This is a genomic window from Arsenophonus endosymbiont of Apis mellifera (genome assembly GCF_903968575.1).
In the GTDB taxonomy this organism is placed as follows: Bacteria; Pseudomonadota; Gammaproteobacteria; order Enterobacterales; family Enterobacteriaceae; genus Arsenophonus; species Arsenophonus apicola.
This window is the reverse complement of the sequence record NZ_CAJCFU010000079.1, coordinates 248520-260584: the sequence shown is the minus strand read 5'-3', so window position 1 is coordinate 260584 and position 12065 is coordinate 248520. Positions and strand designations below refer to the sequence as shown.

The following is a 12065-nucleotide window of genomic DNA, read 5'->3' as shown; positions in this document are numbered from 1 at the left end:
TGCTTTATTATTACTTTAATAGGTATTTTAACCAGATATCCCTCAACTTTTATTTTTTACTAGCTAATTTTAGCGTTAAGTATAATCCTCAACAATGAATAATTGAATAATCAACTCTTGCTGTGACTGCTGGCAGCATTTGTTTTTAGATTTATTCGCTTAAGAGAATCAGTAAGAGATTGGCATAAAAAAATAATATTATTTGACGCGATAATCTATACGTTAAAAAGAATGAAAAATAATACAGATAACTATTTTATTAACAAAATAGCGGTTATAAATAATTTAATAACATTAAATTATTTTAATGCCATAGAATATTTTATAAAACAGTTGTAAATGTAAATTAATTAGGTCATTTCTTACTTAGTATAATCTTGTGTTAATGTATTTTTTGTTATACAAATAATACCTTGTATGAGTATATAAATAATAATTTATGTAAATATACAAATCATGATCTACGTAAATATATAAATGGTAGTTTGTACAAATGTATAAATAAGGAGCGTTTGACATGAAAAAATTAGTAACTCTCACGATAGCAACATCATTGATTGGCTTCTCTTTGACATCTCAAGCCACTGAAAATTGTCCGGCATTAAATAAAATTGAAAGTAGTAATGGTGTTTTCCGCGCAAATGGAGTAAATGGAGAGTGGCTTGGCGTGCTGCAAGGCATTATTGATGAAAAAACTACGGTACAATCTTTTGAAATGGGGCTTGCAATTACGGAAAGTCAGTCGGCTCCTATAAAATTTTAGTATTGTACTTATCGTGTTGGTGTTGATAAAACCCTTGATATGCGTTTAACACCAAAGAATGAAAAAGATTTTACTATCCAAACTGTAGGTAATTTATGGAAAGAAGAAGCTGGACCTTTTGGACTTATTTATAAAGTATGTGAAAAAACCGCGCCAGAGAATTGTAAGTTTACGATTCGTCAATAAAATATCACTTAAAAAATAATTTTTGTTTGGTTCTGTCCCTTTAAAGTTGCTTCAATTTGTTCAAAGCAACTAATATCAATTTATAGTAAGCCGCTATTGCTTATTGCTCTTATCTGGTATCTTTTTAATTCGGCGGAACCTTTATTCTTAATTTAGCCAAGAGCTTCTGTGTTATTAAAAAATCAAGCTAGCTTAAATAGACTAAATATTTTATTAAGCGAATTTTTGTTTTAGCCTAAAACGAAGTAGGATAGATTTTTCGCTTTCATTATATTTATTAATAATTAATTTCTATTAGGTGAAGTATATGAATAATTTCGGTATTGGTTCTAAACATGGTTATACACGATTATTAAGTGACAGTTCTATAAATACAACAGCGAGTGATATTAGCCATACTTCAGCATTACCTGATAAGTTTATTGGGGTAAAAAATAGTGCTGCTAGTAACTATCAGCCAGATGATTATGACTTGGCGCATAATGGGCGTAGTAATAGAGATAATGGCAGGGATGTAGTAAGAATGTCGATAAGTAGACTTTTAAAAGAGGTCAATGATTCTCCTAAAACGCAAATTGTTGATAAAAATTTAGATGATCTAATTGATAAAATGAAGAATAATGAGATTAACTATTATGTTATAAAAAAGGAGGTTAAAACTAGAGGTGATTTAAAAAAACTGCATGATCGCTTAAGGGGGTAAAACTAAGATAGCAGACCATAAAATGGTTTTTTTAAAAGATAAAAAATAATAATTAGCCAATGTTAGTGATTTTTCTTATCTAATAATAAATAGCGAATAAATGAATAAGCGTTTATAAAAAGTGAGTCAATGTTGCTAAAAAATAGCAGCAAAGTCTCTTACGCTAAATTAATTATTTCTTTTGTAAAAAGTTGACTGTTTGTTTATGATGGTCATCGACTCTGCTTGGCAAACAGAGAGCGTAGTTTTTGTAATTTGGCTGGGATTATGGCTAAACAATAACTGTTCTGTTGACCTTCATTCTGCCAGTAATTTTGATGATATTTTTCTGCCGGATACCATTTTTTAAATAGCTCCAGTGTTGTTACTATTGGTGCAGTATGGTTTTTTTGAGCATCGATTACCGCCATTTCGGCAGCCTGCCTTTGTTGCTCAGAGGTGAAAAAAATAGCGGAACGATATTGGCTACCAATATCATTACCTTGTCGGTTTAACTGTGTTGGATCATGGGTAGCGAAATGGATAGCTAGCAATTCATCATAGCTTACTTGTTGTGGATCAAAAGCGATGCGAATAGCTTCTGCATGCCCTGTTTTACCGGAACAAACCTGTTCGTAAGTAGGGTTTTCGACCGTTCCACCGCTATAACCGCTTTCTACCGATTTTACACCAATTACTTCTTTAAATATTGCTTCGGTACACCAAAAACATCCACCACTAATCACTGCATATTCAATTGTCATCGTGATTGCCTTTTAAACTTGTAATAGCGTGAGCATCAATAAATACGATTTATCAAAATGTTGATAGCTGTTTTGTTATGTTAGATGAGCCGCTTGGGGCTCATTTATACTGTAATATAACCTGCTATTGTTGGCCATGCTAATGATTAGCTTATTATTTTGATGATGAAAAATTGGTTAAATTTTGCTTCTTGTTCGATATTAATAGCACTATATTGAGAAGTGAACTTTTGTAACAATATTTTACTAATAGATCCCCTTAATTTTTACTAAGGGGAAGAAATTAATTATTTGGCCTAACTTGTTTGTTGATTAGCGTTCTGCAGCATTTTCCTGATCGGAATAATTAAGATTGCCAACACCGCAGCGCAAATTATTAATGCAATAGCAACCTGGGAAAAGAGGCTTGGCATAGACTGTAATTGTTCTTTATTGATATTTCCGGCCATAATTCCTGCAACCAGATTACCTAACGCACTGGCACAAAACCAAAGACCCATGACTTGTCCGCGCATTTTTTTAGGTGCCAATAGTGTCATTGTTGCTAGTCCAATTGGACTTAAGCATAATTCACCTAAAGTTAATAGTAGCATACTGCTGATCAACCAAACGGGAGAAACAATGATATTATGCGTAATAACTATATTTGCGGCTACCATCATAATGGCAAAGCCAGCGGCAGCAAATAAGATGCCAATAACAAATTTTGTGGTACTTGTCAGATTTATATTGCGCTTAGCCATCGTTGGCCATAGCCAACTGAATAGCGGAGCAAGAATGATGATGAACAGCGCATTAATTGCTTGAAACCATATGGTTGGAATTTCAAAGCCATTAGTAAGATAGCGATCAGTATAATCACGAGCGAAAATGTTAAATGAGGTCGGTTTTTGCTCAAAGGCTGACCAGAAAAATGTCGCTGAAATAAGTAAGATAAGGCAGACTAACAAACGCATCCGTTCATTTTGATTTAAACCCGTCAAGAAAAACATGTAAATAAAATAGAGGCTAACAAAAGTGGCAATGATATAAGCAAAACTTTTGGCCACAAGGGTGGCATTAAATGGCACAATATCTGTTGCAATAAGTATCACGATAGCAGCTAACAATACCATTGCTAATGTGATCCATTTACCGACGTTTTTACGCTTTACTGTTGGTTGCTCCCAACTAGCAGCAATGCCTGTTTCTTTACTATAGCGACGCATTTGTGGGACAGCATAAAATCGGAAGATAAGGAGTGCAATCAGCATACCAATTCCACCCAGGCCAAAGCCGATATGCCAGCCATATTTTTCATAAAGTGGGCCAATAATTAACGGTGCAATAAATGAGCCCATGTTAATTCCCATATAGAACAGTGAAAATCCGCCATCACGCCGAGTATCATCTTTTCTATACAGAGTACCAACCATAACAGTAATACAGGTTTTAAATAAACCAGTTCCCAATACAATGAATAATAATCCGATAAAAAATAGACTATTACCCCAGATGGCAGACAACGCGATAGAAAGATGGCCTAATGCAATAATCAGTGATCCATACCAAACCGCTTTACGTTGTCCCAACCAGTTATCAGCTAACCATCCTCCAGGGAGTGAAGTAATATAAACGCCACCTGCAAAAATACCCACGATAGCTGATGCTTGCTCGATTGTTAATCCCATTCCTCCTTGCAATAAGGTTGCGCTCATAAAGAGGATCAGCAGTGGCCGCACGCCGTAAAATGAAAAACGCTCCCACATCTCAGTTAAGAAGAGAGAACTCAGTGGATAGGGATGACCAAAGAAAGTTTTAGTTTTTGTTACAGTGCGTTGCATCTAAATATTCCCCATCAATAACTCTACCAGTGAAATTATAAAAGTTAAAAAATATTAGTTTTCGGTTATAAATATTATCTTTTTCAGTTCAAATATCGTTGCTAATCTAATATCGTGCAATATTATTTTTCTATCATATTATTAGAAAACTATAATTACTTTTATTTAAACCATTTTTCATCAAAAAGTCGACAAAAATATTATTTTCCCTACCTTCGACGGACTAAAAACAGAAAAAATAGTTACTATTATTTTTTAAATTTAATTATTGTTAAATATAAAAATCATGTAAAACAATAAGATAGTCTGTTATTTTCTGATTGTTATGGTATTGTGGTTAATAAGTTTAACTTGAAGTAAAAAAATTAATAAAGCTATCATTTCATCACATATTTGCGTGATTCTTTAGCATTTAATCGATAGTTTATTTAATAATAGCTAATTAGTGAAAAAGATCGCCTAGTTAAGTTTAGTGACTGGTTTTGACGATACAGTCACTGCCAGTAGTTAATCATGTATATTATCAAGATCACCATAAAGTGATGGCATGCCTGCAGGCCTGGTTTTGAATCGACGATGTAACCACATGTATTGCTCAGGTGCTTGCATAATCTCTTCCTCAATCAGTTTATTCATAAAAGTTGCAGTAGTAATTTCATCCTGTTGTGGGAAATGGGTTATTGCTGGTTGAATGAGTAATTCATAACCTTTAGCGTTAGCTAACCGTTTGGGAGTAAAAGGTATCATGGCTGGATCAGCAAGCTTTGCCAGAATATGGGTGCCTATGGTGGTAGCGGTATGTTTAACTGCAAAAAAAGGCACAAAAACACTTTTTTTGGGGCCATAATCGTGATCTGGCGCATACCATAAAATTTCTCCTTGTTTAAGGTTACGTATCATGCCTTTTATATCTTTGCGATCAAGCATGAATTTATTAGAGCGCAACCGTCCCTGGGTTTGCAACCAATCCATCACTGGATTGTCGTTTGGGCGATAAACACCAATACCAGGATTTAATATACCAAAGATACGCGCGCCTAATTCGAGTGTTAGAAAATGAATTCCTATTACGATGATCCCTTGCCCTGCCAACTGAACTTTTTCAATATTATGCTGACCCTTAATTGTAAACCAGCGTTTTACTCGTTTATCAGACCAGAACCAAGCCATACCCGTTTCAAATATTCCCATACCCACTGATTCAAAATTTTTATTGATTATTTGTTGGCGTTGCTGTGCACTCATGGTAGGAAAGCAGAGTTCCAAATTACGTTTTGCAATCAGTAGGCGTTTTTTTAGAAAGTATTTTGATAAGCGTCCAAGTCGAGTTCCCAGCCAATAGATTACAGGATAAGGTAGTAAAACCAGTAAATAAAGCAGCCCAATTCCTAGCCATGTTAACCAATATTGGGGATGTAAATATGAAATTTTAAAAGGAGATACTTTTATCATCTGCGTTCTGTTTAGTTAGTATTAATATTAGTATTATCTATTGTGACACTTTTTTAGCAAAGCTAAAACTTTAACTGGATATTTAATCACCATTTAGTTCTTATTCATGGCTTGCTTAACTTGGGGTTTGTTATACAGTTTTCACTGGTGGAGCTGAAGTACTGCTATTTTATATGATCTTTGTTGTCAATAGTTGGTGATCATTTATTGAAGAAGGTATATCGAGGTATTTTATCAGGCATATCAAGTGTAAATGAAATAAAAGGATAGTGAGCACGAGAATGATGGGTCGTACTCATTTTAAAGAAATGGAAAGCAGGAAAATTGCTATAAATTGAGAATAAAATTAATTATATTATTTATAATATAATTAAGTTACTTTCTATAAATAGGAAATATTTTAATCATTTGAATAAATATATTTAAAAATATTATAAACAAAAAAAAACTCAATTCGATTATTAACAAAAATTTTTTTAGTAATGTGCCTTTTATGGGAATAAACCGTACTATTACTAATCCCAAGTTTTCTAGCAATAACATGATTAGGTACTGCATTCATCCAATTTTTGATAATTTTTTGCTCTTGATAACTAAAAATTGATGCATTGTCATTTGATAAATAAGTGATATTTTTTAATATACTATTAGTTTCTATTAAGCGTTCTAATACGTAATTTAATATTTTTTTCGACATAATAAAACATTGGTTTTTTAGTAAAATGGGTCGATTTGTAAAGGGGTAAGGAGAGTCGAGATAAATATAGAAACGCACATTGTGTAGTTTTTCAATAAATGCTTGTAGTTGATTACAATACTCAGCATGGTGACAATAATGGGTTAAATTGGCTAAAACAACATCAGGAGAAAAATTATTAATATGATTTATGGCAGACTTAATACTATCTTGACTAATAAACTGAAGTTTATTGATTTTTGATAAATATTCACTGATGCCTAATCTTGTATAATAACACTCGTCAATAATTAAAACTTTCATTACAAAACATCCTTGTCTAAATAATAGATAAACAATAAATTTCTTATGGACTACTTACCATAAGTGCAATAAAAAATAGCGATAAAAATTTGTAAATATCTTACTGTTATATAATTAAAATATCATAGTAAGTATTTAATTGAATACCCATATTAGCTTAATATTCTTTATGAATTGATTTAGTTTATTTATATAATTTAGTTTTATTAATAACGCTTTTCAGAAAGTATATCCATTATCTTTCTGGATTGTTATTGGTTTTATTGTTTATTTTTTATAAATTTTATGACTAAAAAGATTAACCAATGCCTGAAGTGTTATTGATCATAAATAATATATTGTTCGCAAAATAAACTTATATAACAATGTTATTTTAAATGAAATAATGATTTTTTAAGTACAAATCTTAGGATGAAAGAAAACCGTGGTTGTGAGACTAATAATCGACCACGGCTATGGCAACTTTATCGTAGAGAATTATAGAACATTGATTTCCCAATTAGCGTTTTCATTTGCTAAAAAAGGAATTAAATGATTTTCACCTTGGGAAATTTTGTCAGCAATAATAACTGTTTTACGTTTAAGTTCAATAAACCCTTCATTAATGGGTAAGCCATAAAATTTAGCACCGTTTAATGAACAAAATGCTTCAAAATTTTCCAACGCATTCATTTCATCAAAAACGGTAGCATAAGCTGCAAGGGCAGTAGGCGCATTAAAAACACCAGCACAGCCACAGGCAGACTCTTTTCTATTTTGGGTATGGGGTGCGGTATCAGTGCCAAGGAAAAAGCGCTGACAACTCGTTGTTATTGCTTCTCGTAATGCTTTTTGATGGATGTCGCGCTTCAGAACAGGTAAACAATATAAATGAGGCTTGATGCCACCAACTAACATATGATTTCTATTAAACATTAAATGTTGTGGTGTAATGGTAGCAGCCAGGTTGTCATTACCAGCAAGTACATATTGAACGGCCTCTTTAGTGGTAATGTGTTCAAACACAATTTTTAGGCTAGGAAAATCTTTTCTAATAGGCTCTAACGTTTGCTCAATAAAATAGGCTTCACGATCAAAAATATCAATGTCACTGCTTGTAACTTCACCGTGTACTAAGAGTGGTATACCTATTTTTTCCATTATGGCAAAAACGGAATAAATATTTTCTATCTTTGATATCCCATAGTTAGAGTTAGTTGTTGCGTTGGCAGGATAAAGTTTACAGGCAGTAAATACTCTTTGCTTAAAGCCTTCTTCAACTATTTTGGCGTCAGTGGTATCCGTTAGGTAGCAGGTCATTAATGGTGTAAATGGATGTTCTTCAGGAGTCGCATGCAAGATCCTTTCACGATAAGATTTTGCTTGATTAATATCAGTAATTGGCGGTACCAAGTTTGGCATAACAATTGCTCGGCCAAAAAATCGGCTAGTATAAGGCACAACAAGTTTTAATATATCATCATCTCTAAAATGAACATGCCAGTCGTCTGGGCGGCGAATTTTAATAGTAGTCGTGATTTGGGTCATGAAATTGACTCCATCTTAAAAGTAGATAATGAAAAAGATGAGTTGTGAGCATGTTAGATAGGGATGATAAAGTGAAAAAAATAAAATAGCTATACTAAAAAGCAGATTAATCTGGCATCAAACGAATAAGTTATAAAAGTGATAACAAAAGTATAAGTTGAAAGGGGTTGGCTCCTCCAACTGGACTCGAACCAGTGACATACGGATTAACAGCCCGCCGTTCTACCAACTGAACTATGGAGGAATAACATTTGATGTGCAGTGAATGTTATCGACAGAAAGTTAATTTGTCAAAGACCAAAAGGAGTTATTTAAAACTTTCTATATGGTAACTTGCTGGCTAGCGAGAGGTTACTTGGTGGTAAGGCATGTAGCTTGATTTTTAATATATTTAATTTGCTATTGAAAACAAAAAACCTGCCAGTTGGGCAGGTTTACTGAAATTTGGCTCCTCCAACTGGGCTCGAACCAGTGACATACGGATTAACAGTCCGCCGTTCTACCAACTGAACTATGGAGGAATGGGTCGCGTGCTTCACAACGAGCCGAATAATAGCGAGGCTTATCTTAGTTGTAAAGTGTAAAAATGAAAATAATCACTGTTTGGTTATAAGGTAATCAAGAAAGAGGATTGCTGAATTAAAAAAAACAATTTTCTATTGTAAAATTTTTAAAAATTGACCAAATCGAGAGGCTTATTTTGCATTGGCTAAAAGAAATGGACTAAAAAGCAAATTTTGTTATGGCATAATTGATGGACATTTTAAGCAAATACTAAAAGCCCGCATGATTGCGGGCTTTTAGTATTTGGCTCCTCCAACTGGGCTCGAACCAGTGACATACGGATTAACAGTCCGCCGTTCTACCGACTGAACTATGGAGGAATTGAGTGAGCTAAAAAGCTGGCAGCATACTAACGATGTCCTAGACCACTGTCAATGTTAAAAATATAATATTTTTACTGTTTGTTTGTACTTTAATCACATTGAGTTAAAAATAAGCTATTTATCTGAATATTATATGATTTCTAATGATTTATGCGTGTTTTTTTATTGAATTAGGCGAGTATGCAAGTAGATATACATCATAAAATGTTATTTTGTTTTTTTGTTTGATAAGCCGTTTTAGTTCGGTTTTGATGGCATCATTGATAGTTGGTTCAGCAAGTATTTTTTTTATAGCTACATCTGATACTTCTTCAGTAACAAACCATTCACCATTGTAACATACCCGTAAATCCAGTATTCCAATATCTTTAAAACGGTATGTTGGTTTGATATCAAACAGCAATACTGCGGCCAATAGCAGGAAAAATAGTGTGAAGCCGATTGTCCAATATAACCCAAAGTAGGGTGTGTAATAGATTAGAATTGCTGTTAGCAAGTAAGCGATGATCATTCCTATACAAAGGTAGGGATGAGTAGTAATGAACTGCCAATTTAAATAAGGTCTATTATTACGGTTTTGCTGTTTGTTTATTTGGCAGAGATTTTCATTCAGGATTACTTTTATCATATCCATGATATTTACCTTAATTGATTAGATTTATAGATGAATCTAAGCTTTGAGACTAGCATATAAAATTGCTTGAGTTATCGACATTACCGTTTTTCTCTTTATTTAAGCAAAATCTTTATTGATTAGGAATTGTCCCAAACAGAAAAAAAATTTATATTTATGAATTTATTTAGATCATTTTGATTTTTTTATTAATTTACTGGGTTAACGAAGAATATTCTTGAAAAAATTCGATTTTTTTCTTAAACAAAAGCATAAAACTATTGATATTATTAACTACTCGTGCGTTAATGGGAGGAAGCCTAATAAACAGATCTATTTTATTTACGACATTTAAGTTAATGTGTTATGAGTAGCGTTATCCTTGATAGCCTTTCGACCGTTTCTTGCTGAGTGCTTCCATGAATTAAATAGTGATGTAGGCTTTTGTATACCTGCCGAAAACGGCAATGTTTATTTGTTATATAGGAAAAGGCACATGTCTGACAAAATGAAGGGTCAAGTGAAGTGGTTTAACGAATCTAAAGGCTTTGGTTTCATCACTCCATCTGATGGTAGCAAAGATGTATTCGTTCACTTCTCTGCCATTCAAGGAAATGGATTCAAAACTCTGGCTGAAGGGCAAAATGTAGAATTTACCATTGAAGATGGTTCGAAAGGCCCAGCTGCAGCGAATGTAACTGCTCTTTAAGATTAGTTAAATAAATGGATTTCTTGAAGCCTGTCGCGCAAGCGGCAGGCTTCTTTATTTTTGTCGTAAAATTTGTGGTATAGCTTATGAAGATCAATGATAGCGTTTTAGTAAAAACAGATGGTGACCAGATGCGGGAAGGTATTATTCGCTTAATAGAGCCTTTTAATGAGGGAATAATGTATTTAATTGAGTTACCTGAATATCCGACAGGTATTTGGTTTTTTAATGAGAGCGCAGCAGGTGCAGGTACTTATGTGATGCCAAAAGAGAGTGAATAAATTTAAATTAAAATCCTCATAACTTAGTGAGCGATCATTTCTGCACTGAATATCCTTGTTGTAGTAAATGATTTTTAAGCTAAGTAACTCGCTGATTGTTTTAATAAATAATTTATAACTCAATGTAGTAGGATATTGTTTACTACAAAATTATTATTTTAATATTATATTTTAAATTTTTTAAAATATGCATTTTATTATTTATCTTATACATTCTAAATTATAAATAAGTATGTCTATATTGAGATATGTTTTTATTTTATCAGATGTTTTCAATAAAAAAATAATCTATTTTTTTGTCATAAAATAAGTAACTTTTTTATATTAAAGATCTCTAATATTATTTTTTTGCCCAAAAATTCATTAAATTAGAATTTTTTGTTTTATAATTTATTGAATAATATAGTTATTTTTGTATTTTCATCATTAATCGTTTATATGAATAGATAAAATAATTATTATTTGTTTTTAATGTAAACCAAATTAAAAATAAAATATTTACGTTGATAAATGTGGTTTTTTGTTTATTTGTCTGTATGTTATTTTGATTTTTATCATTTACGTGGTATTAAATTCTATATTTATTGCCTGTATTGTATTTTATGTTCAAAATATTGCTAATTAATAGTTATTTTAATGTTTATTAATTGACTAAATTAATAAAATAACCTTGGTTATTATTCTATTTTTCTGAGTAAATAAAAAATTAATATTGAGTTTAATAATAAAAGCCGGCTATTTTTGATATAACAAAACCTTAAATTTAAATAGCCTAAGCACAACTGAATAATCGTAAGAATCAGCTATAAACATGTAAGGTATTCTGGTTATTGAGTGTGAATTTTTATTCAAATTGAAAAATATCGAAGTCGCTTATGACTATAAGACTTTGGTTTTGAGATAAATTTATAGAGCAATTTTTAGTGCCACGATAAAAGAAATTTAACCCATTAATATCATTAATGGTAAGTACTTTTATAGCCTAACACCAGCGAATTTTAATTAAATACAATAAGTGAGTATAAAAATATGAACACAGCAGATTTATTGAAGCAAATTTACGATATTAATCTTTCTTATTTATTACTTGCACAACGTCTTATTAAGGAAGAAAAAGCTTCCGCTATGTTTCGATTAGGTATCACCGAGGAAACAGCTGATTCATTGATCAGCTTGACATTACCACAGTTAGTTAAATTAGCAGAGACTAACCAATTAATCTGTAATTTTAGATTTAAAAATAGTGAAACGATTGAACAATTAACTAAAGAATCTCGTGTTGATGATCTACAACAAATTCACACAGGAATTTTGTTATCAACTCATTTGTTCCAACAATTATCGGAAAATGATAAATCGATAAAAAGAAGGGCATAAT

Annotated in this window: 10 protein-coding genes, 3 tRNA genes and 1 pseudogene; 5 read left to right on the top strand and 9 right to left on the bottom strand. The window is 32.1% G+C overall.

Annotation, left to right across the window (positions count from 1 at the left end; all coding sequences use genetic code 11):
* Positions 1–517 precede the first annotated feature (517 nt).
* Both H1X92_RS15975 and H1X92_RS15015 read left to right on the top strand, forming a co-directional pair.
* Positions 518–949 (top strand): annotated as a pseudogene (locus H1X92_RS15975) (DUF3757 domain-containing protein).
* Between the two features lie 307 nt (positions 950–1256).
* Positions 1257–1652: a hypothetical protein gene (locus H1X92_RS15015; protein WP_180560894.1), complete on the top strand. Its 396-nt coding sequence runs from the start codon at positions 1257–1259 to the stop codon at positions 1650–1652.
* A gap of 212 nt (positions 1653–1864) precedes the next feature.
* Here the strand turns inward: H1X92_RS15015 and msrA are convergent, their stop codons facing one another.
* The 9 genes from msrA to H1X92_RS14970 all read right to left on the bottom strand — a co-directional run bounded on the left by msrA (position 1865) and on the right by H1X92_RS14970 (position 9718).
* Positions 1865–2395, bottom strand: a complete 531-nt coding sequence (gene msrA / locus H1X92_RS15010; RefSeq protein WP_180560893.1) for a peptide-methionine (S)-S-oxide reductase MsrA — start codon at positions 2393–2395, stop codon at positions 1865–1867.
* A 296-nt stretch (positions 2396–2691) separates the two neighbouring features.
* Positions 2692–4218 (bottom strand): peptide MFS transporter, encoded by a 1527-nt coding sequence (locus H1X92_RS15005; protein WP_180560892.1) that lies wholly within the window; start codon positions 4216–4218, stop codon positions 2692–2694.
* A 507-nt stretch (positions 4219–4725) separates the two neighbouring features.
* Positions 4726–5670, bottom strand: coding sequence for a Kdo(2)-lipid IV(A) acyltransferase (locus tag H1X92_RS15000; protein WP_180560891.1), 945 nt, complete (start codon positions 5668–5670; stop codon positions 4726–4728).
* Positions 5671–6070: 400 nt separating this feature from the next.
* Complete coding sequence (locus tag H1X92_RS14995) at positions 6071–6670, bottom strand: LuxR C-terminal-related transcriptional regulator (protein WP_180560890.1); 600 nt, start codon at positions 6668–6670, stop codon at positions 6071–6073.
* 477 nt (positions 6671–7147) lie between these two features.
* A complete protein-coding gene (gene pyrC / locus H1X92_RS14990; RefSeq protein ID WP_180560889.1) occupies positions 7148–8197 on the bottom strand; it encodes a dihydroorotase in 1050 nt (349 codons plus the stop codon).
* 168 nt (positions 8198–8365) lie between these two features.
* Positions 8366–8441, bottom strand: a tRNA-Asn gene (locus H1X92_RS14985).
* Between the two features lie 201 nt (positions 8442–8642).
* Positions 8643–8718 (bottom strand) — tRNA-Asn (locus H1X92_RS14980).
* Between the two features lie 287 nt (positions 8719–9005).
* Positions 9006–9081, bottom strand: a tRNA-Asn gene (locus H1X92_RS14975).
* Between the two features lie 151 nt (positions 9082–9232).
* Positions 9233–9718 carry a YlaC family protein gene (locus H1X92_RS14970; protein ID WP_180560888.1) on the bottom strand — a complete coding sequence of 162 codons (486 nt, stop codon included), beginning with the start codon at positions 9716–9718 and terminating at the stop codon, positions 9233–9235.
* Between the two features lie 475 nt (positions 9719–10193).
* Here H1X92_RS14970 and cspE point away from each other — a divergent pair, with 475 nt between their 5' ends.
* From cspE to flhD, 3 genes are all read left to right on the top strand, one after another.
* Complete coding sequence (gene cspE / locus H1X92_RS14965) at positions 10194–10406, top strand: transcription antiterminator/RNA stability regulator CspE (RefSeq protein WP_026823671.1); 213 nt, start codon at positions 10194–10196, stop codon at positions 10404–10406.
* 86 nt (positions 10407–10492) lie between these two features.
* Entirely contained in the window at positions 10493–10687 is a 195-nt protein-coding gene (gene dsrB / locus H1X92_RS14960) for a protein DsrB (RefSeq protein WP_180560887.1), read from the top strand.
* Positions 10688–11716: 1029 nt separating this feature from the next.
* On the top strand, positions 11717–12064 hold the full coding sequence (gene flhD, locus H1X92_RS14955; RefSeq protein ID WP_180560886.1) for a flagellar transcriptional regulator FlhD: 348 nt from the start codon (positions 11717–11719) through the stop codon (positions 12062–12064).
* Position 12065 lies beyond the last annotated feature (1 nt).

Excerpts from the sequence above, each read along its gene's own strand:
- H1X92_RS15015 (WP_180560894.1), top strand. The coding sequence starts at position 1,257 with ATGAATAATTTCGGTATTGGTTCTAAACATGGTTATACACGATTATTA.
- msrA (WP_180560893.1), bottom strand. The coding sequence starts at position 2,395 with ATGACAATTGAATATGCAGTGATTAGTGGTGGATGTTTTTGGTGTACC.
- H1X92_RS15005 (WP_180560892.1), bottom strand. The coding sequence starts at position 4,218 with ATGCAACGCACTGTAACAAAAACTAAAACTTTCTTTGGTCATCCCTAT.
- H1X92_RS15000 (WP_180560891.1), bottom strand. The coding sequence starts at position 5,670 with ATGATAAAAGTATCTCCTTTTAAAATTTCATATTTACATCCCCAATAT.
- H1X92_RS14995 (WP_180560890.1), bottom strand. The coding sequence starts at position 6,670 with ATGAAAGTTTTAATTATTGACGAGTGTTATTATACAAGATTAGGCATC.
- pyrC (WP_180560889.1), bottom strand. The coding sequence starts at position 8,197 with ATGACCCAAATCACGACTACTATTAAAATTCGCCGCCCAGACGACTGG.
- H1X92_RS14970 (WP_180560888.1), bottom strand. The coding sequence starts at position 9,718 with ATGGATATGATAAAAGTAATCCTGAATGAAAATCTCTGCCAAATAAAC.
- cspE (WP_026823671.1), top strand. The coding sequence starts at position 10,194 with ATGTCTGACAAAATGAAGGGTCAAGTGAAGTGGTTTAACGAATCTAAA.
- dsrB (WP_180560887.1), top strand. The coding sequence starts at position 10,493 with ATGAAGATCAATGATAGCGTTTTAGTAAAAACAGATGGTGACCAGATG.
- flhD (WP_180560886.1), top strand. The coding sequence starts at position 11,717 with ATGAACACAGCAGATTTATTGAAGCAAATTTACGATATTAATCTTTCT.